Here is a 19,877-nt window from a genome sequence, read left to right as displayed (position 1 = left end):
GTTATGCGATGCGGCTTCAGGCAGAAACCCGTGTGCGTTTGAGGGGGTATTCTGTAAACTTTTTACATGTTTACAAAGATCAAAGCCTTCCGAAATCGTTTCATTCAGTACAAAAGAAGCAGCAAGGTTCACAGTGACCTGGATGTGCTTTTAGGTTCGGCCGCAGAACAAAAACAGTTGGAAGATCAGCTCCAGTGGCTGGTTCGGCTGCTGCAGTGGGTTCGCTATGAAGGTGCTGTGGATGCACATATTGAAAAAGAAACCGGTCGTCTGCCAGTGGCGCGTTTGCGCTATCTGCTGATGGTTCTGGAGCGCAACCCGCTGTGGAAAAAATCAGTCGCGGTGATATTAAGAACCGTGGTTCACGAAGTCAGCGGGCTGGAGTTGTACACTGAAACCGGTCTGCCAAGGGAATTGGGTCTGTGGAGTGAGCTTTCTGATCGTCTGATGATGAAGATGCTGCCGACCCCGCCGTTGGATCATGAACTGGGGTATTTGTTCTGGGCTCTGTTCCCGGAAAAAGAAGATCCCTTGTGGGTGGCTTCCATTGATCCGGCGACCTTTGAACGTCTGGTGGAGCTTTTCAATTATGAAGTTGGCACCGATGAAAAAGATTGGAACCGTTTCGGCATGGATCTGGAAGATGCCCTGGTTTATCTGGTCATTCAGGTGCGTGCGATCGGGTTGTCTCCGGCGATTCGTTATCGTCTGGACAAACCCAACTTCCGCGATTCGGCGTTTTTTGCGCTGGTGCGTGGTCTGGAAGAATTTATGAATGCCTATCATGCCGGGGATCGCAATCTGGCTTTGGAAAAGGCGTCGCGCTTCCGCATGATCATCTGGGAGTGTCGTCGTGAAATGGCGCAAGTTCACAAACATCTGGATGAGTACGGCGTCAGCGTCAATCTGGTGTTCCAGATGGCGCGTCTTCGCACCTATTTACAGCGGGTCGACAGTCTGCTTGAAATTCTGCTGAATGAACGCGTGGACTCCAAAAAAGTCACCAGCTTCCTTTCAAAGCTGATTGAGGAAAATCAGGATCTGCGCAGCATTTCGTCGCTGCTTTCCCAGAACGTGTCTTTGTTGGCGCGTAAAGTGGTTGAACGTGCGGCGGAAACGGGAGAACACTACATCACCCGCACCAAGGATGAATACCGCCGCATGCTTCAGGCTGCGGGCGGGGGCGGGGCGCTGACGGCGATCACGGTTTATGTTAAGACCGGGATTCTGGCACTGGGGCTTTCCAGTTTCATGGAAGGGGTTTTTGCCTCCATGAACTATGCCCTGAGTTTTGTGGCCATCCATCTGGCCGGTTTCACCCTGGGGACCAAGCAGCCAGCAATGACGGCGCCGGCGCTGGCGGCAAAAATGCAGGATGTGGACAGTGAAAAGGGGATGAATGATCTGGTGACGGACATCACTCATCTGATCCGTTCACAGGTGGCGGCGATCGCGGGGAATGTCATGTTTGTGGTTCCCTGTGTGATCCTGATTGATGCTCTTTTCTTCGTGCTGTTTGGCGGGCATTTGATGTCCCATGAAAAGGCTGTGTATGCCTTTAAGTCTGTCGATATATTTGGCCCGGCCCTGTTGTTCGCCGCCTTCACCGGGGTGCTTTTGTGGTTCTCAAGTTTGTTTGCCGGCTGGGCGGACAATTGGTTTGCGCTGAATTCCCTGCGCAAAACCCTGGCACGCAGTCCGACGCTGAAAGCGGTTTTTGGCAAGCGTGGGGCCCGCAGCGTTGCCGTGTTTTTTGAAAACAACATCTCCGGTCTTGTCGGGAATATCTCTTTGGGTATTTTGCTGGGGATGACTCCGGAGATCATGAAATTCATCGGCCTGCATCTGGATGTGCGCCACGTGACTCTGTCTTCGGGGACTCTGGGGGGCGCTTTGCCGGTTCTGGGTGTGGACTTTATGAAAACCTGGGATTTCTGGCGTGCCGTGATTGGAATCTTCTTTATTGGGGCGTTGAACGTTTTAGTCAGCTTTGGCATGGCACTGTGGGTGGCGATCAAAGCCCGTGGCATCAATCCGCCACAGCGTAAAGCCATTCGCCAGGCGGTGATGAAAAGATTCTTCAGCAGTCCATTAAGTTTCTTCCTGCCCGTGGGCTCGACTGTGCCAAAATCCTCCAATGGAAATCATGGCCACTGATGCTGAAAGTTTCAGTGGTCATTCCCGCTTACAACGAAGAAGATCGCCTGCCGGGCACCTTGCAGCGGCTGCGTGAGCTGTCTGATAGGGGGGAGCTGAAGGCTGAAATCTGTGAAGTTCTGGTGATAGACGATGGCTCCCGCGATCGCACGCGGGAGGTTGTTGAAAGTGGCCGGGACCAGTGGCCCTTGCTTCGTCTTTGCAGCCTGCAGGAGAATCGGGGCAAAGGGGCGGCAGTTAAAAAAGGCCTTATTGAAGCCCGCGGAGATTGGATTTTAGTGGCGGATGCGGATATGGCAACACCATGGGAAGAACTGAACAAGCTTCTGGTGTACTCCGATAGTGCGGATCTGATCATGGGATCTCGCGCCCTGCCGGACAGTCTGATTGAGGTTCGTCAGCACTGGATTCGTCAGACAATGGGAAAAATCTTTAATCGCATCATGCGCTTTTTCATCGGCCTTCCATATAAGGACACACAGTGCGGATTCAAGCTTGTGCGCAACGAAGAGGTGTTTCGTACAAAAATTCTGCCGCTGCTTTCCGTCGAGCGTTTCGCCTGGGATGTGGAGTTGATTTTGTTCATGGAAAAATTCCGTCTGCGCGTTCGTGAAGTGCCGATTCGCTGGCAGCACAAAGAATCGTCTCGTGTGCGCATTGTCCACGACAGCATTGAGATGCTGTTTGCTATTCGGCAGATGCGCCGTCGCCTTAAGAAGGCCTAACGCTGGGGCTCTTCGGCTGTACAAGAACTGCTCATGAACAAAAAGATGACGACGCAAACTGTCATTTACTTTGATTTAATATTGTGCAGCTAATTCCAAATAAATGATGGTATCTATAAGAGAATCTAATACTAAAGGCCGCTCTGGTCCTAAAATCGAACTGGGGTGCCACTTTGGAACCCCCTCCCTCATGACAGATTTTTTCACTTTTTTGGTGCCAAAAAAATATTTAGGTGGTTCCAAAAGAGTACTTGATAAATCTTTCAAGCTGAAATGAAGTGCCTCTCCATGAGGACTTCAATTGTTGAAGTCCATGGATATGGGGGGAATTGTAATGAAATTCAACGTGTTTGCACTCATCGTATCAGTGCTTTTCGCGACATCAGCTCAGGCAGAGCGCGTTCTAGTGATCATGAAAGACCAACAGTCTTTCAATAAAGCTCACATGGCTTATAAGATGAAGGGGTCTTATGCGTCTAAGGGCTTGGACTTGGGAGTGCAATCTCAAGCCGTAGGTCAACTTGAGGACAGTCTTGCGAATTTGAACTCACTAGTTGTTAATACTGACAACGACGCTCAAATTGAAAAATTGAAGGCGAATCCAGCAGTGGCTTACGTTGAGAAGGAAATCTTCCACGACGCTCCAGCTCCAGTAAAAGGTTTCCTGGGTCAATCCCGTCAATCTCAGCCTAAATTGGGTCAAAAAACTCCATGGGGTATCCATGCAGTAAAAGCGACTCAGGCTTGGAACAAATCCGGCCGCGGTGCTGGCGCTCGCGTATTGGTGTTGGACACTGGTATTGATGAAGCTCACCCGTCTTTGGCTGCTAACTTCGAAAAAGGTAAAGACTTCACTGGCGACAGCAACGGTTCTGACTTCTCTGATAAAGTAGGTCACGGTACTCACGTAGCTGGTACTATCGCTGGTGTTCTGGACAACACAGGTTTCACTGGTGTTGCTCCTAAAGCAAAAGTTCTTGCGGGCCGCGTGTGCTCTGAGCAAGGTTGCTCCAACGTAGCAATCGCTCAAGGTATCAACTGGGGTATCCAGGAAAAAGTGGACGTGATCTCCATGTCTTTGGGTGGCGCTTGGTCCACTCCTGCTGAAAGAACTGCAGTTGCTGCCGCTGATAAAGCTGGTATCACTGTTGTAGCGGCTTCTGGTAACAACGGTTCCAACCGCGTTTCTTACCCTGCAGCTTTGTCCACTGTTATCGCAGTAGGCGCAGTTGACGTAAACCTGAACAAAGCAGACTTCTCTCAATACGGTCCAGAATTGGCTGTAGTTGCTCCGGGTGTTGCGGTTGTTTCTTCCGTACCACAAGGCACAGGTCGTGAATCTGCAGTATCCGTTTCCAACGGTCAGAAAACTGTAAAAGTGGCTTCTTCCACTTTCCAGGGTGCAAGAGAAATCCTGACTCCAGAAACGAACGTACTTGTTCACGCTAACTTGGGTAAACCAGAAGACTTCGCTAAAGTAGACGTTAAAGGCAAATACGCTTTGATCTCTCGCGGTGAAATCACTTTCGGCGACAAAGTTAAGAACGCAATCAAAGCGGGTGCAGCTGGTGTGGTTGTTTACAACAACGCTCCGGGCCTGATCCAGGGTGCTTTGACTGATGACGGTTCTGTTCTTCCAGTAGGTGTGTTCATGATCGAACAAACTGTTGGTCTAGAGATGGTTCGTGTAATCAACTCCGGTAAAGTAGCAACTGCAACTTTGCACACTATGGCAACTGACTACGCTCCGTTCGACGGGACTTCCATGGCGACTCCTCACGTATCTGGTGTGGTTGCTTTGATGAAAGCTGCGAACAAAGCTTTGACTGGTGCTCAAGTGAAAGAAATCTTGAAGCGCACTGCGACTCCACTGTCTCCAAACTCTGCTAACGAGTTGGGCGCTGGTATCGTGAATGCGGAAGCGGCTGTTCAAGCTGCGATCGACGCGAAGTAATTTTCGCCTCAAATTCCGATCTTTTAAAAACGGCTTTCCTTCGGGAAGGCCGTTTTGTTTTTCTGGCGCGCTGCTTCGGAAAAAGGTACCTGGTACTTTTTTAGTGCCTTGAGTGGAAGTGTGGGCATAATTTATTTATGCAGCATTTACCGGCGATGATTCACGACCTGGCCCTGATTCTTGGTACTGCGGGGCTTGTTACTCTTCTATTTAAAAAACTCAATCAACCCATAGTTCTTGGATATCTGGTCGCTGGTTTTCTGGTGGGGCCGAAGATCTCGATCTTCCCGACAGTGATCGGGGTGGCCAGCATCAATCTGTGGGCTGAAATCGGTGTGATCTTCCTTTTGTTCGCCCTGGGGCTTGAGTTCAGCTTTAAAAAACTATTACGCGTCGGGGGATCGGCCAGTTTCACGGCGTTGTTTGAAGTCTCTTTGATGATCCTCTTTGGTTTCACCACCGGCCGCCTGCTGGGGTGGAGCACCATGGACAGCTTGTTCCTGGGGGGAATTCTTTCTATTTCCTCAACCTCCATTATCATCCGCACAGTGGAAGAGCTGGGCATGAAGAATATGAAATTCGTGGGGATGGTCTTTGGGGTTCTGGTCATTGAGGACCTAGTGGCCGTTCTTTTGATGGTCTTGCTGACCACTGTGGCGCTGACCCGGGACTTTTCGGGCACCGAGATGCTGGGGGCGGTGCTGAAGCTGTCCTTCTTCCTTTCGATCTGGTTTGTGGCGGGGATCTTCCTTTTGCCAAGTTTCTTAAAGCGCACGCAAAAGCTTTTGTCTGAAGAAACTGTGCTGGTGGTGGCTGTGGGGCTTTGCCTGATGATGGTGGTCTTTGCCAGCAACGTCGGGTTTTCTTCCGCTTTGGGGGCGTTCATCACGGGCTCCATTTTGGCTGAAACCATTGAAGGGGAGCGCATTCACCACCTGATTGCTCCGATCAAGAATCTGTTCTCGGCTGTGTTCTTTATCTCGGTCGGGATGCTGATTGATCCACAGGTGATTTCTATTTACTGGAAAGAAGTGCTGCTGCTTTCAGCGGTGGTCGTTGTGGGTAAGACTTTAAGTGTCACTTTAGGTTCGGTGCTGTCGGGGCAGACCTTCAAGTCCTCATTGCAGTCCGGGATGAGTCTGGCGCAGATCGGGGAGTTTTCCTTTATTATCGCGACCTTGGGTCTGAGTCTTAAGGTTATCAGTGAAAAGATTTATCCGATTGCGGTGGCGGTGTCGGTGCTGACGGCATTCACGACTCCTTATATGGCCCGCTCTGCGGAAAAGACCTATGCGTGGCTTGAAAAAATTTTACCGGCCCGCTTTATCCAGTCCATCGACAGCTACAGTGTGCTTTCGTTTTCCATGTCCGGAAACCGCGAATGGCGTGAGCAGGTGCGTGCCTATGTCCTGAAAGTTCTTCTGAACGCGGTCGTTGTTGTGGCGGTGTTTTTGACCATGGCCCGGGTGTTCCTGCCATTCCTTTTGGAGCGTCAGATGGAAGAAGGGCCGGCCAAGTTCTTAACTTTGAGTGCAACCCTGGTGATGAGTGCGCCGTTTTTGTGGGCTTTGGCCTTCGGGCGCACCAAACAGTTCGAGGCCCTTTTGGTCGAGCAGGGTAAGGGCAGCCACAACTATGTCTTCCTGGTTTCCCGAATCATGCTGGCGGTGGGTTTGCTGGGGGCGATGGTAGGGCAGTTTGTGCCGCTGATGTGGGCCGTGGCAATCACCCTGTGGATGGTTGTGGTGGTGGGATACGTTTTATCGCAAAAGCTGCAGGATATTTACGGATGGTTTGAAAGACGTTTTTTAACCAATCTGAATGACGATGTTAAAAAGGTTCACGCCCGTAAGAACAGCCGTTCGCTGGCCCCTTGGGATGCGCACATCACAGAATTTTTGATTCCGCCAGAGGCACCCTATGTCGGTGTGCCTTTGCATCAGCTTTCGATTCGTGAAAAGTACGGGGTGACTGTCGCTCTGATTGAACGCGGGCGCCGTCGTATTACGGCACCGGGACGGGTGGAATGCCTGATGCCTCACGATCATGTCTTTGTCATCGGGACGGATGAGCAGTTAATTTTGTTTAAAGGATTTATTCAGTCCGAGGTTCCGGAGGTGGCTTTGACAGAGCCCGAGGCCGAGTACAGCCTTGAGCAGTACCTGCTGACCGAGGAGTCACCGTTCCTGAATAAAAGTATTCGTGAATGTGGACTGCGTGAGATCACTCACGGCCTAGTAGTCGGGATTGAGCGCGAAGGTGGTCGTATTTTAAACCCGGACTCCAGCGAAACGCTGAAGCGCGGGGATTTGCTGTGGATTGTGGGCGATCGCGAAAAGATCCTGCAACTGACTTAGATTTACTAAAGACTGAATCGGATCAGGTTTTTCAGAGCCGTCATTTTAAATTCTGTATAAGGCGGGTACATCACTCGCAGAAGTTTTCCCAGGAAAGACTGCTTTAGCACGGCTTTTTGATGGGAGAACTCCAGGAAGCCGTGTTTTCCGTGATAGCTTCCCATGCCGCTGTGATTGACGCCACCAAAGGGCAGGTGTGGATTCGCAAAGTGAATCACAGAGTCGTTATAGACCAGGCCCCCGGAGCTGGTTTCCTTTTCAATTTTTTCCATGTTCATCTGACTGTGTGTATAGCAGTAAAGGGCCAGGGGTTTGGGGCGCTCATTGATAAAATGAATCACTTCCGAGATTTCCTTGAAAGTCATGACCGGCAGAATCGGACCAAAGATCTCTTCTTGCATGATCAGAGAGTGCGGATCCACACCCTCAATCAGAGTCGGGCCGCAGTAGTGTTCTTCCGGTTGGGACTCGCCACCAAAGAAGACTTTCGCATTTTTGCTGACAGCTTCGTCAATCAGGTCCTTGAGGCGCTGCGAGTGATTGAAAGAAATCATGCGGGCAAAATCCGGGGATTGTTTTCGCTGCTCTGCGGACTTGCCGTAAAACTTTTCCAGAGCTGCAATCAGATGCTTTTTGAAATTGTGCTGAACACTTTCGTGTACAAACAGATAGTCCGGCGCAACACAGGTCTGGCCGGCATTGATAAATTTTGCCCAGGCGATTTTTTCTGCGGCTTCAGCCAGATTGGCTGTGGCATCCACGATGGTCGGGGATTTGCCTCCCAGTTCCAGAGTCACACTGGCAAGGTTTTTTGCGGCCGCGGTCATCACAATTTTTCCCACGCGAGTGCTGCCCGTGAAGAAGATATGATCAAAGGCGAAGCTTAGCAGCTCCTGTGTGGTTTCAGGACCGCCTTCAGCAACAAAGACGTGATCCGGGTGGAAGGCTTCGGTAGTGATTTTTTTAATAATACTGCTGGTGTGCCGGGTTTGTTCAGAGGGTTTCATGATGGCACAATTCCCGGAGGCAATGGCTGAAACCAGAGGGGAGAAGGCCAGCTGGAATGGGTAGTTCCAGGGCGCAATCAAAAGGCACACGCCACGAGCCTCAGGGACGATATAACTTTTGCTTCCAAACAATGTCAGCGGAGTGGGAACGCGGCGGCCCTTCGCCCAACGAGAAAGATTCTTTTTGGCGTAGGTGATTTCTTTTAACACCGGATAAATTTCTGAAAGCAGGGTTTCGGCTTCAGGCTTTTGGAAGTCTTTCTTCAGGGCGTCGATGATGTCCTGCTTGTGCAGCTCGATGGATTTTTCAAGAGCTTCCAACGCCTCGATGCGGACATCCAGGCTTTCGCCACGAAGTTTAAGTGCAAACTGTTTTTGATGAAGAAAGATCCGTTCCAGCATGTCTTTATGTTAGAACACTGGCCGCAGGAGGCAATCTCTAAGTGCAGGCGGCCCTGTTACAACGCAAAGATCTTGGAGCAGCGAGACGGCATGACAACATTTTTTTGTTGCACGATACGCCACAGTATCTTTGAGCCCAGTTCGTTGCCCATCAGTTCCGGGTGGAACTGCAGTAAAAGTCCACGGCCATTTTTGAACTCTGTCGCTTCGGTCACACCATCGTGCCCTTGTGCTGCCAATTGCAGCGGGCCATTTTCTTTATAGATCACGGCCTGGTGGTGCAGGGAGTTCACCACGAGTTTTCCCTCGGCGTTCGGCACCAGGGATCCCAGCAGGTTGTGTTTGGTTTTATGCACCTGAATTTCATGCCAGTCATTGCCGTGGCTGACTTTCTCACCCACATGGAATGGCACATCCTGCATCAGTTGATAACCCAAGGCCACCGCTGAAATCTGCGAACCACGGCAGACGCCCAGAAGAAAGCCTTTTTCTTGTGCAACATAAGACTTGATCAGTTGAATCTCGAACTGATCACGCGTCGGGATGGTGTTGCGGGAGTGAGTGTTTTGTTTTTTATAAAGAGTCGGCTCAACGTCATCACCACCCATGGCCACCATGAATGGGAATTTTTCCGAGATTTGTTTGAACAGATCGCGGGTTTCTTCAAGGCTCAGTCCCAGATTGGCGTTCATGGGCAGAATGAATGAACTTTGGCGGCTTTGCGAAAAGATTTTTTTGAAGTTGATCACGCGCTGGGAATTCATGCCGTAATCCTTGGGAAGATTGGCAATTAAGAGTGCACGCGATTCGCGGGAGTTTTCATTCAATGGTTTAAAGCCTGACAAAGCCAAGTCTGGAGTTCTGCCTTCGAAAAGCTCCATCAGTTCGGGTTGTCTTTGCAGCTCGCGCATATAGCGGGTGGCGGCCTGTTGTGGTGTTTCGCCGGACTTCACCGGAAGGATGATGGGCGCCAGGGTGTTTCCCGGACTCCACTCATAAAGACGAACCAGATCACCCGTAGCCCAGGCGAATCTGGCAAAACTTAGAACCAATAATAGAATCCACATGCTGTATCCCATAGCAGAGTTCTATTCAAAAGCGATGCCTGCTTTGTGGGGCTGAGCTTTGTTATGGTTGATTCTGTGTTGGACCGAGCGTTTCAGAGTGAGACAGCGCCCAATTTCGTTATTCAATCACGCGATAGTTGTCGGGATTTGAACATGTGCGACCAAAGCGCTTTTCAAGGTGCACGGCCGTTTGGGCAAGACTTGAAACATATCCGGGCCCGCCGTGACTTTGCCACACTTGCAGCCATTCGGGGAAGCTGTACATTGACGCCGACACGTTTCTTAAGACGCGGGAAACTGCCACATCGACTTGTTCATCGCTCAGCTGGCGGTTTTGTTCACGCAGTTGTTGTTTCAGACTGTTTTTGTGTTTTTGGAATTCTCCCAGGCCTTTTTTGAAGTCAAAGTCTTTGGCCTGCACGTAAGACAGCGCCTGGGCGCGGTCTTCTGCTGTCAGGCTTCCCAGCAGCTGAATGTTGAATTCCTGGCTTTTACGACGAATGAAATCAATACGGCTGAACAGATAATCCTGCAGATTCTTTACCGCTACGGCGCCTCCGGTGTTATATCCCAGAGTGATCAGAATGCGTTTGAGCTGGACATAGTCCTGGCGAGGATAGCCCGCTTCACGCAGCAAAGCGGGGATGTTGCGTTTGGCGAATTCGTTGTCGACGTATCTTTCGTTCATTTTGTGGAAGATCCCCGCATAAAGCAGGTTCTTCACCGGATTTGAATTCTTCGACATCAAAGAGCATTTGCTTTCTTTCAGCAGCGGACGCCAGAAGCTGGCGCCACGGTACTGGGTGCGGGATTTGATCCACTGGCAGGATTTTTTGCTGCTTTTAAAGATCTGTTCTTTATACCCGGGCAACACCTGATCCACATCGGCGATGGCTTTTCCGGTCAGTTGACCGATGCCGGCATCCCCATTGGGATTCTGAATCTGCACATGAAAACCGCTTTCCATCATCAGCTTCGGAAACAGCCACTGAGGATCAATCTCCAGGCAGTCCGTGATGTTTTCAAAGGCCTGGCTGAGGGCTTTGATTTCAGAGGTTGTATAGCGCGGGCGTGGCTGCCCGGCCTCGGGCTGGCTTTTTTCAGTGGAGCATCTCACAAAGAGACGCGACTTTTCCCCCACGGCAATGCGCGGGAAAGAGCTTTTCAGGGCGTGGTCCATGCAGGTGTCGAAGTTCTCTGCAGCAGCGAAGAACGGCAACAGGCTGACCACGAATGTGACAAAGGCGGTTTTAAACAGCTTTATAAAGGTTTTGAAAAAGAACCCTTGCATGATGTCTTAACAAAGCAAGGGTCCTGCCATCAGACGACGTCGAGATCCTTTTCAAAGACGTCGCAAAGTGAGTCGACGACGTGCTCGAGCGATCCCGTTTTTTCAAAGAGCGCGCGCTGGATTTCATAGGAAGGATGGGTCAGATCCTCTTCCACCAGTTGTTTTAGATATTCTGTGTAGCCCATCTCGGCGGCATCCTCTTTCATCGCAGCCAACAGATCTTTGATGTCTTCGCGCAGATTTTTTGTCATGCCGTCGTTATCAATCAGCACTTCGCAATCCAGGCCATGGCGGGAAGCGCGCCATTTGTTTTCGCGCACCATCCAGTCATCCGGCGTCTGGCGGCGAATCCCCTGTTCCAGACGTTTTTGCAGATGTTTCGCCAACAGATGAATGAACGCCACCAGGCGCGTGGTCTTACGGATGCCCGGAACGCCGTCACAGATGCGGATTTCCAAAGTTCCATAGTTCGGGCTTGGACGGATGTCCCACCAGATATCTTTGAAACTTCCGATGGAGTTACTGCGGGTCAGTTTTTGAACGATGTCTTCAAATTGAGCCCAGTTTTCGACTCGGCACGGGGTGCCTCCGGCTGGATGTGCTTCAAACACGGTGATGCGTGATGAGGCCAGGCCGGTGTCATGCCCGGTCCAGAACGGGGAGCTTGCCGACATTGCCAGCATGTGCGGCAGATAGTACAGGAATTCATTCATCATGGCGATGCAGTGATCACCATCTTTCATTCCCAGATGCACATGCAGACCGTAAATCATCAGGCGGCGCGCGATGTGTTGGTTGCGCTCCAGCAGATACTCATAGCGATCCGATGGGTAAAATATACGATGATGCCACTTCGCGAACGGGTGGGTGCCGTTGGAGGCCAGGCGGGCTCCGTGTTTTTTACAGATACGCAAAAGCTCGCGGCTGGTCAGCAGCAGCTCATATTCCACTTCCTGCACATTTTTGCAGATCGGGGTGTCGATTTCCAGCATACTTTGAAACACTTCAGGTTTCAGATGCGGGCTTTGTAAGGACCATTCTTCCAGGATATCCGGAGAGATGGGAAAGAGGTTGCGGGTTTCCGGGTGAATGATTTGAAGCTCAACTTCTACACCCAGCGAGAATAAGTCCGATTTTCCAAAAGGAATGGGTTGAGGCTTAGTCATAAAATCACCTTAGGGAGTTATGACCTCCGGGGCAAATTTTAATGGAGAAAATGTGGGAATATTATGACTTGGTGCGCTCAAATAAAAAATGGGGGGCCTCATCGGCCCCCCGGACTCGTGTGAAGGGAACCACCAAACCTTCACTGAGTCGCCCAAAATAATTTTTTAGTTTCAGTATCGTCTCTTCCTTGCTTCAACCCGGGCGGGGCTTCGTGCCACCGTTATCCAGAGAGCGTACATCACGACTCCCGAGTAGAAGAGGCAGAACATCGCTACATCTTGTAAGTCTGTCATGTACTCTCCTTCCTTTACTTTTTGCGGCCTTCCTTGGCCTCGGATTCCTGAGGTGCCATCCTAGCGTCCCCTTGTTTCCGTTGTAAGAGCGTCCGTGCTCTTATTGATATGACAGGGAGGGGTGGGGTTGGGGTTAATCTTTTTTGCTAAATTTGTGGGCAAAAAAAGGTCTAGTTACTGGCCGGGGCTCAAAGGGCATCCTATTGACTCTGAGGGGTCAAAATGGTTAATTAGTTGTTCCCTCTATCAGAATTTCTTATAGGTGCGCGCGGATGGTGGAATTGGTAGACACGTACGTTTGAGGGGCGTATGCGCAAGCGTGAGGGTTCAAGTCCCTCTCCGCGCACCACTCTTTGGGGCTCTTGTCCTCCTTGGCTTCGGACAGTCCTCGCTCTTTTCTTTATTTTACTTGTTTAGGTCGCTTTTGGGTTCGTCGGCGTCTTTGGGTGGTTCAGTTTACTGCAAAGGCCTGCGGAACTTGCCAATGAGGGCAAGAGCCCCAAAGAGCGCTGCGCGCAGAGGGCCGTTCACTGCGTGGGTGGAAGCTCAGGGGGTTGGGTGTCCTACGAGTTCTGTTTTTCCTTGGTTGATGCGAATGGCTTCGCCGTCGTGGAGGGTTTTGTATTTGATGTTGTGGGTTTTGTAGTAGGCTATGACGTTTTCCATTGCTGGGGATTCTGGGTGGTTGGAACGATAGTGTGGGGCTATGCAAAAATCAATGAGCCCGAGGCCTTCCCATCGTAGTTCGGTTGCGGGGATTTTTTCTGGTTCGTCGGCTAGATGAATTCCCTTGATTGTCGGGCTTAAGACGCAGGCGCCAGCACTGAATCCACCATATACCAGATCCGATGTCTGTAATAAATTCGGGAGGAGTGTGTCGAGACCGGATTTGTTCATCGCCCATCGTAGGGCAAATGTATTTCCGCCTGCGGCCCACATCAATCCATAATTAGATAAAGCAGATTGCAGATCGGCTTTTGCATTAAAGTAGTTTCGCAGATCCAGTTCTTCCATTTCGATTCCAAGCTCTGCGAAGGCCATTTTGTATTTTTATACATAGTCCGGTCTTTGTTCGTTCCCAAAAGGATCGGTCGCATTCATGATAAGTGCGGCCCTCTTATTTGAACCGATAAGTTCAGTCAGTTTTTCTGGCGCATTTCCGATTTGGTAGGAAGATAAGAATAACTTCATCTGAAAAATGTAGCACTACTGCCGGCGCGTGAACATGAATTTGTCGATGAATTTTCACCTCTCGAAGTTGCACTGTAGGAGTGTGGACTTTTTTTCGGGTCTGTGATACTGTCAGCCTATGTTTGTAATTAGTTTTTCTGTCTCAGAGTAGTTTTGCGAAGAAAGGCTTGAGCTGGGCTCGCCTTTCTTCCGCTTCTTGGTCAAATCGGAAAAAATTATGGATGGAGTTCTGCTTCTTTAATTTGAAGCAGGGCGGTTGCCTTTGTTTTATGGGAATCGGATGAATATGAAAAAAGAAGAAGTGCTGACAACAGAATCCAGCAAGGTCGAAAACTGGGAGCGCTGGTGGCATGCATTGTCCATTTCTGACACCCTTTTATCCCGGGCGGAAGAGGACCCTTCGATGAAGGAAATCTGCAACTATCTGGAGAGCATCGAAGTCGTGTTCGAAGACGCCTGCGATCCGGCCGATGACTTTAAGGCCTATGCCATCCGGTCGCTCTGTCAGGCGGTGCGACGGACCCTAAAAAATAAGCAGGAGTCGACGTGATTTCGAGTGCTTGGACGCATGCGACGCAACTGGTTAGGTGGGCCGGGTTTTCTTTGATGTAGAATGTATAAAATTCTTTTCGCCTGTCCAATCCGGTGGTACAGAAATCCCATGGCTTTACAGGAACGCACTCTTAAAAAAGAAATTCTGAAGATGGTTGTTGGTTTTCATCGCTTTCAGCAGCGATTCTTTAACAATCAGGATTCTCACCTGTACGAACACCTTTCCAGCATCGGTCAAAGTCCAAAGACATTGATGATTGCCTGCAGCGATTCCCGTGTTGATCCGGCTATTTTGTTCTCTTCTTCTCCGGGTGAAATGTTTGTGGTTCGCAACGTCGCCAATCTGGTGCCACCGTATGAATCCAATATGGGTTTCCACGGGGTCAGTGCCGCAATCGAATTTGCCGTGGCCAATTTGAAAGTCGAAAACATCGTGGTTCTGGGGCACCGTCAGTGCGGTGGTATCCGCTCCCTGTTCCAGCCTGAAAACGTCCTTAAGGGCGGCTTTGTGGCGCAGTGGATGACCATCGCCGAAACAGCGAAGCTGAAGGTTCTTGAGAAAGATCCACATGGGGATCTGGACACGCATTGCCGCGATTGTGAAAAAGAATCCATCGTGATTTCTTTGCAGAATCTACGTTCGTTCCCGTTCATTCAGGATGCGATCAAAAACCGCGGACTGGAGCTTTTCGGGGTTTACTTCGACCTGGAAAACGGTCACCTGTGGAACTACAACGACGCCACTCACGTATTTGATGAAGTCACCCTGAACGGTCTTCGCGCCACGAATTTGCCTTAAAATTTCAAAAGAAAATCAGTAGGCTTCGCGCTAGTAGTGAAGCTCGCCACCTGGGAACTTGATCACGCGCTCGTTCCCTGGGGCCACTAGGTGTGCCCACAGTGGAAGCTTTTGGCGCTCTGGCGCCGCCAGCGTGTAAATGTTCTTGGTTCTGACTTCACGCAGTTTCAGCGTGTATTTGAAGGCCAGAGTGAAGGGGATGTACTCTTTGCTGATGGCGATGACTTCAAACTTGTTGTAGGCCGCAATGGTTCTGCCATTAAGGATCACCGATGCTGAATTCACCACGTGATCTCGCACGGCTGCGCGCCCGGTTTGCAGGGTCGGGCTTCTGTAAAGCTGGTCGGGGATCTTATTGAAATTACCAATCACAGATTCAGGGTCCGCCTTGGCTCCCACAAAATAAGTGACTCCGGTGGGTTGCAGGTTTTTACCCAGCTCCACCAAGGACAGCGTGTAAACGGTGTCGACTTTCTTGTGGTCTTTCAGGCCATAGGAATCAAAAGAGTGAACGTAACTAACGCGATACAAGCGGCCTTTGCGGATGGGAGACTGGTCGTATTCAGTCAGGGCCATATCGACGGTTTTTTCTGGTGGTTGCAGAAGTTCGGGCTGGGTGACCACCTGGGACAGGTCGGCGGTGGCCTGTAAAAGCAGGCGGGGGCGTAAATCGCTATAGGTGGCCTGCTCGGATTTACCGAACGCCACTGTGGAAATCAGAATAAGAGTCAGGAAAACCAGCTTAGTCATCGGGCTTTAACTAGCAGAATCCGTTCCATGGCCAGATTCAAATAATGCAGTCCCAGCGAAAAGGACCCTGTTCATCCTCTAAACAAGCACCGTGAAGTGTCAGTTTTGGCGGCGACCGGGGAGCCCGCGGCTGACGCATTGCCAAAACTGCAAGCTGGTCCCGGAAAGCGGGCTTCTAGGCGTGCAAGTTCCTTGAAAACCTGATAGTTATTAAGGACCTATGACAAATGCAAACACACGTTCGACACCGTATTCAGCCGTAAAACCAGATGTGAATCTTGCCAAGCAGGAAGAGACCATTTTGGACTTCTGGGATCAGGAGAAAATTTTTGCGCAATCATTGAATCCTGAAGGCAAAAAAACCTACAGCTTCTATGACGGTCCTCCGTTTGCAACCGGTCTTCCGCACTATGGTCACTTGCTGGCGGGTGTGTTGAAGGACGTTGTTCCTCGTTACTGGACGATGAAGGGCTACACTGTACCTCGTCGTTTTGGCTGGGATTGTCACGGTCTTCCGGTCGAGTATGAAATCAACAAGACTCATAAAATTGAAAGTCGCAAAGACGTTTTCAAGATGGGTGTCGCCAATTACAACGACGCCTGTCGTTCGATTGTAAAACGTTACTCCACTGAATGGAAAACCACGGTTCGCCGTGTGGGGCGCTGGGTGGATATGGAAAATCCGTACTTCACAATGGACGTGTCTTTCATGCAGTCCGTGTGGTGGGTGTTCCAGCAGCTCTTCAATAAAGGCCTGATCTATGAGGGCTACAAAGTCGTTCCTTACTCTGTAGGGATCTCGACATCGCTTTCAAACTTTGAAGCCAATCAGAACTACAAAATGGTTCAGGATCCGGCGATCACGGTGATGTTCAAGTTGGTGAATCAGCCCGACACGGCGATCATGGCGTGGACGACGACTCCTTGGACATTGCCTTCCAACCTGGCGTTGGCGGTTGGCAATGACATCGAATACGTCAAGGTTCAAGAAAAAGCCACGGGCCGCAAGCTGATCATGGCGCAGGCTTTGCTTTCTTCTGTCTTCAAAAAAGCGGATGAGGAAGTGGAAGTTCTTCAGATGATGAAGGGCACAGAGCTGGTGGGTCTGACTTACGAACCTTTGTTCCCTTACTTCGGCGATCGCGCTGACAAAGGCGCGTTCCGCATTATCTCTTCTGATCACGTGACCACTGAAAGTGGTACGGGTGTGGTGCACATGGCGCCTGCGTTCGGTGAAGAAGATTACTATGCTTGTGCGAAAGCCGGCATCCCGATGGTCAATCCGGTGGATGACGACGGTATGTTCACAATGGAAGTGCCTGACTACGCTGGAAAACGCGTGAAGGAAGCCGACAAGGACATCATCGCGGATCTTAAAAAACGCGGGAACCTGTTTAAGCAAGACACTATTCAGCATAGTTACCCGTTCTGTTATCGTTCCGACACGCCACTGATTTATCGTGCGGTGTCTTCATGGTTTGTGGCCGTTGAAAAAATCAAAGAAGAGCTGATTGCAAACAACAAACAGACTTCCTGGGTTCCGGATCATCTGCGTGATGGCCGCTTCGGCAACTGGCTGGAGGGTGCTCGTGACTGGGCGATTTCGCGCAACCGTTTCTGGGGGACACCACTGCCAATCTGGCGAAATGCTGAAGGCGAAGTGATGTGTATCGGTTCCCGTGCCGAACTAGAGAAACTATCCGGCCAGAAGGTCGACGATTTGCACATCGAATTCGTGGATAAAATCACCATTCCATCTCCAACGGGCAAGTCGCCGTTGAAGCGTGTGGATGGCGTATTGGATTGCTGGTTTGAATCCGGCTCCATGCCTTATGCGCAGTGGGGTTATCCTGAAACGTCTGTGGAAGACTTCAAGAAAGCCTTCCCAGCAGACTTCATCGCGGAAGGTCTGGATCAGACGCGCGGTTGGTTCTACACGCTTTCCATCATCGGAACGGCGTTGTTCAATCAGGCTCCGTTTAAAAACGTGGTGGTGAACGGTTTGGTTCTGGCTGAAGACGGTCGCAAGATGTCCAAGTCCTTGAAAAACTATCCGGATCCAATGGAAGTGTTGAATCAGCACGGTGCGGACGCTTTGCGTTTGTACCTGATCGATTCTCCGGTGGTGAAAGCCCAGGAACTGAAGTTCTCTGAAAAAGGCGTTTACGACATCGTTCGTAAGATTCTGCTAAGATGGTGGAACTCTTATTCCTTCTTTGCGAACTATGCCAATATCGATGGCTTTGTTCCAAAGGGCGATGCGAAGAAGTCACCGAACATTCTGGACCAGTGGGTTTTGTCCCGTCTGAACGGTCTGATTGCAAACACGCACAAGGAAATGGACGCCTATCGTCTGTACAACGTTGTGCCTCACTTGCTTCAGTTCATTGAGGACCTGACCAACACGTACATCCGCTTCAACCGCAGCTTGTTCTGGCAAGACGGCATGCCGGAAACCAAACGCTATGCTTACGAGACTTTGCACGAGGTTCTGGTGACCTTGTCACGTTTGATGGCGCCGTTTGCTCCGTTCATGTCTGAAGTGACTTACAAGAATCTGGCGCAGGTTCTGAAAGACAAGAAAGATTCTGTTCATTTGGAATCCTTCCCGACGGCAGATCTTTCCATGCTTCGTCCTGAGCTGGAAGAAGCCGTGAAAGCCATGGATACGTTGGTGACCCTGGGTCGTAATCACCGTGAAAAAATCGGCGTGAAAGCAAAAATCCCGCTGAATGAAATCAAGATCATCCACAGAAGTGCAGAACTTCTGGAAACGTTGAAAAAGTTCGAACCGTTCTTCGTGGACGAACTGAACTTCCGCAAAGTTGTCTACAACCCGAATGAAGATCAATTCGTTCAGGTGACGGCCAAGGCGAACTTCCCGGTGTTGGGTAAACGTCTGGGACCTAAGATGAAAGCTGTGGGCGCGGGCATCATGTCCATGTCCCTGGAAAACATCCTGAAGCTTGAAGGCGGCGGTGTTGTTGTTATCGAAGGTGAAGAGATCAGTCTGTCTGATGTGGAAATCCGTCGTGCACCTAAAGGTGACAATGCGAATTTGTCCGTTCATCAGATCGTATCCATCGAGGTGGATCCGACCGTGACTCCAGAGCAGGAACGTGAAGGTCTTGCTCGAGAAATCATGCGTAAGATCCAGGTCGCCCGTAAAACGGCGGACTTCCAGATGGATGACAAGATCACTTTGGAAATCGCGTGTGACGGTGCTTTGCTGGATGCATTGAATGCCCACAAGGACATGATTACGGGCGAGACGCTGACGAAAAACCTGAACATCCTGGCGTTGACGGCAGAGCCTAACGGCAAACACACCGAAACATCAGACATTGACGGTCAGGTGATCAAAATCGGCGTGACCAACCTGCCAAGATAATGAAACAGCTGGGAGATGCTTTTGAATTTTCGGCAATAGGTGTGGTGCGAACTCCGTTCAAAGACAGATTCGGAGTTCCGCGCCAGCCCGGGCTTGCGGCGCAGGCCAAAGGGGTGATTAAAATCAACCCCGATCCGGATTTGAAAACCGCTCTGCGTTCGCTGGAAGAATTCACTCATATCTGGATTGTCTTTGTCTTTCATGATCATGGTGGCAAGGGCTGGAAACCCAGCATTCGTCCGCCACGATTGGGGGGCAACCGCAAAGTCGGTGTTCTGGCTTCGCGTTCTCCGCACCGCCCGAATCCGATCGGGCTTTCGGCGGTCGTAGTTGAAAAGATTGATTTTGATGCCGAAGGTGGCCCTGAGATTCATATCGGTGGTGTGGATCTTGTGGATGGCACGCCGGTGCTGGATATCAAACCCTACATCGCTTATGCAGATTCAATTCCTCATGCCAGCGCGGGCTGGGCGTCTGCACCTATTCCTCGTTATCCGGTTATTTTTTCGGATGAAGCTGAAAATGAAATTCTAAAACGTGATCCTCAAGGAGCGCAGAATTTGCGTGCTTTGATTGTGGATGTGATGGAGCTTGATCCTCGTCCCGCGTTCCAAAAACGTCAAAACCCGGTGACCGACTCGGCATCGTGGGGACAGCGATATGGCATTGATGTTCTGGGAAATGATGTGAAGTATGAACTTCGCGAGTCGGGGCTTTATGTCTATGACATTCAGGATCTGAAAAAGTAAAAGCCCCAGTGATGGGGCTTTTGCG

At 50.5% G+C, this 19,877-nt stretch carries 14 protein-coding genes and 1 tRNA gene; 9 read left to right on the top strand and 6 right to left on the bottom strand.

What is annotated here, in order from left to right:
• Positions 1-66: 66 nt before the first annotated feature.
• From BD_RS10385 to BD_RS10370, 4 genes are all read left to right on the top strand, one after another.
• Positions 67-2,157: a site-specific recombinase gene (locus BD_RS10385; RefSeq protein WP_011164703.1), complete on the top strand. Its 2,091-nt coding sequence runs from the start codon at positions 67-69 to the stop codon at positions 2,155-2,157.
• The gene (locus BD_RS10380) at positions 2,157-2,882 is read left to right on the top strand and encodes a dolichyl-phosphate beta-glucosyltransferase (RefSeq protein ID WP_011164702.1); all 726 of its coding nucleotides are present in this window, start codon (positions 2,157-2,159) and stop codon (positions 2,880-2,882) included. The genes BD_RS10385 and BD_RS10380 overlap by 1 nt, the downstream gene beginning before the upstream one ends.
• Positions 2,883-3,216: 334 nt before the next feature.
• Entirely contained in the window at positions 3,217-4,836 is a 1,620-nt protein-coding gene (locus tag BD_RS10375; protein WP_226988158.1) for a S8 family serine peptidase, read from the top strand.
• Between the two features lie 137 nt (positions 4,837-4,973).
• Positions 4,974-7,193: a cation:proton antiporter domain-containing protein gene (locus BD_RS10370; protein ID WP_011164699.1), complete on the top strand. Its 2,220-nt coding sequence runs from the start codon at positions 4,974-4,976 to the stop codon at positions 7,191-7,193.
• 5 nt (positions 7,194-7,198) lie between these two features.
• Here the strand turns inward: BD_RS10370 and BD_RS10365 are convergent, their stop codons facing one another.
• From BD_RS10365 to BD_RS10350, 4 genes are all read right to left on the bottom strand, one after another.
• On the bottom strand, positions 7,199-8,602 hold the full coding sequence (locus BD_RS10365) for an aldehyde dehydrogenase family protein (RefSeq protein ID WP_011164698.1): 1,404 nt from the start codon (positions 8,600-8,602) through the stop codon (positions 7,199-7,201).
• A gap of 56 nt (positions 8,603-8,658) precedes the next feature.
• The gene (locus tag BD_RS10360; protein ID WP_157865693.1) at positions 8,659-9,669 is read right to left on the bottom strand and encodes a gamma-glutamyl-gamma-aminobutyrate hydrolase family protein; all 1,011 of its coding nucleotides are present in this window, start codon (positions 9,667-9,669) and stop codon (positions 8,659-8,661) included.
• A gap of 118 nt (positions 9,670-9,787) precedes the next feature.
• Positions 9,788-10,960, bottom strand: coding sequence for a hypothetical protein (locus BD_RS10355; RefSeq protein WP_011164696.1), 1,173 nt, complete (start codon positions 10,958-10,960; stop codon positions 9,788-9,790).
• A gap of 29 nt (positions 10,961-10,989) precedes the next feature.
• The gene (locus tag BD_RS10350; protein WP_011164695.1) at positions 10,990-12,126 is read right to left on the bottom strand and encodes a carboxylate-amine ligase; all 1,137 of its coding nucleotides are present in this window, start codon (positions 12,124-12,126) and stop codon (positions 10,990-10,992) included.
• Positions 12,127-12,686: 560 nt separating this feature from the next.
• On the opposite strand from BD_RS10350, the gene BD_RS10345 reads away from it, so the two are divergent.
• A tRNA-Leu gene (locus BD_RS10345) sits at positions 12,687-12,769 on the top strand.
• 197 nt (positions 12,770-12,966) lie between these two features.
• Here BD_RS10345 and BD_RS10340 read toward each other — a convergent pair.
• Positions 12,967-13,461, bottom strand: a complete 495-nt coding sequence (locus BD_RS10340; RefSeq protein WP_050792918.1) for a Type 1 glutamine amidotransferase-like domain-containing protein — start codon at positions 13,459-13,461, stop codon at positions 12,967-12,969.
• Between the two features lie 430 nt (positions 13,462-13,891).
• Between BD_RS10340 and BD_RS10335 the strand changes: the two genes are divergently transcribed.
• Both BD_RS10335 and BD_RS10330 read left to right on the top strand, forming a co-directional pair.
• Positions 13,892-14,161: a hypothetical protein gene (locus BD_RS10335; protein WP_157865691.1), complete on the top strand. Its 270-nt coding sequence runs from the start codon at positions 13,892-13,894 to the stop codon at positions 14,159-14,161.
• A 111-nt stretch (positions 14,162-14,272) separates the two neighbouring features.
• Positions 14,273-14,962 carry a carbonic anhydrase gene (locus BD_RS10330; protein ID WP_041583558.1) on the top strand — a complete coding sequence of 230 codons (690 nt, stop codon included), beginning with the start codon at positions 14,273-14,275 and terminating at the stop codon, positions 14,960-14,962.
• 30 nt (positions 14,963-14,992) lie between these two features.
• Here BD_RS10330 and BD_RS10325 read toward each other — a convergent pair whose 3' ends face one another.
• Positions 14,993-15,712, bottom strand: coding sequence for a hypothetical protein (locus tag BD_RS10325; protein ID WP_011164690.1), 720 nt, complete (start codon positions 15,710-15,712; stop codon positions 14,993-14,995).
• 220 nt (positions 15,713-15,932) lie between these two features.
• Here BD_RS10325 and ileS point away from each other — a divergent pair, with 220 nt between their 5' ends.
• Both ileS and tsaA read left to right on the top strand, forming a co-directional pair.
• A complete protein-coding gene (ileS, locus tag BD_RS10320) occupies positions 15,933-19,103 on the top strand; it encodes an isoleucine--tRNA ligase (RefSeq protein ID WP_011164689.1) in 3,171 nt (1,056 codons plus the stop codon).
• Positions 19,103-19,852: a tRNA (N6-threonylcarbamoyladenosine(37)-N6)-methyltransferase TrmO gene (gene tsaA / locus BD_RS10315; protein ID WP_011164688.1), complete on the top strand. Its 750-nt coding sequence runs from the start codon at positions 19,103-19,105 to the stop codon at positions 19,850-19,852. Before ileS ends, tsaA begins: the two co-directional genes overlap by 1 nt.
• The last annotated feature ends 25 nt before the right edge of the window (positions 19,853-19,877 follow it).

The sequence above is a fragment of the Bdellovibrio bacteriovorus HD100 genome, from assembly GCF_000196175.1.
Lineage (GTDB): Bacteria > Bdellovibrionota > Bdellovibrionia > Bdellovibrionales > Bdellovibrionaceae > Bdellovibrio > Bdellovibrio bacteriovorus.
Note: the sequence above shows the minus strand (reverse complement) of the source record. Positions and strands in the feature narration are given on the sequence as shown.

Coding starts and splice junctions, on each gene's coding strand:
- BD_RS10385 (WP_011164703.1), top strand. CDS start 67: ATGTTTACAAAGATCAAAGCCTTCCGAAATCGTTTCATTCAGTACAAA.
- BD_RS10380 (WP_011164702.1), top strand. CDS start 2,157: ATGCTGAAAGTTTCAGTGGTCATTCCCGCTTACAACGAAGAAGATCGC.
- BD_RS10375 (WP_226988158.1), top strand. CDS start 3,217: ATGAAATTCAACGTGTTTGCACTCATCGTATCAGTGCTTTTCGCGACA.
- BD_RS10370 (WP_011164699.1), top strand. CDS start 4,974: ATGCAGCATTTACCGGCGATGATTCACGACCTGGCCCTGATTCTTGGT.
- BD_RS10365 (WP_011164698.1), bottom strand. CDS start 8,602: ATGCTGGAACGGATCTTTCTTCATCAAAAACAGTTTGCACTTAAACTT.
- BD_RS10360 (WP_157865693.1), bottom strand. CDS start 9,669: ATGTGGATTCTATTATTGGTTCTAAGTTTTGCCAGATTCGCCTGGGCT.
- BD_RS10355 (WP_011164696.1), bottom strand. CDS start 10,960: ATGCAAGGGTTCTTTTTCAAAACCTTTATAAAGCTGTTTAAAACCGCC.
- BD_RS10350 (WP_011164695.1), bottom strand. CDS start 12,126: ATGACTAAGCCTCAACCCATTCCTTTTGGAAAATCGGACTTATTCTCG.
- BD_RS10340 (WP_050792918.1), bottom strand. CDS start 13,461: ATGGCCTTCGCAGAGCTTGGAATCGAAATGGAAGAACTGGATCTGCGA.
- BD_RS10335 (WP_157865691.1), top strand. CDS start 13,892: ATGAATATGAAAAAAGAAGAAGTGCTGACAACAGAATCCAGCAAGGTC.
- BD_RS10330 (WP_041583558.1), top strand. CDS start 14,273: ATGGCTTTACAGGAACGCACTCTTAAAAAAGAAATTCTGAAGATGGTT.
- BD_RS10325 (WP_011164690.1), bottom strand. CDS start 15,712: ATGACTAAGCTGGTTTTCCTGACTCTTATTCTGATTTCCACAGTGGCG.
- ileS (WP_011164689.1), top strand. CDS start 15,933: ATGACAAATGCAAACACACGTTCGACACCGTATTCAGCCGTAAAACCA.
- tsaA (WP_011164688.1), top strand. CDS start 19,103: ATGAAACAGCTGGGAGATGCTTTTGAATTTTCGGCAATAGGTGTGGTG.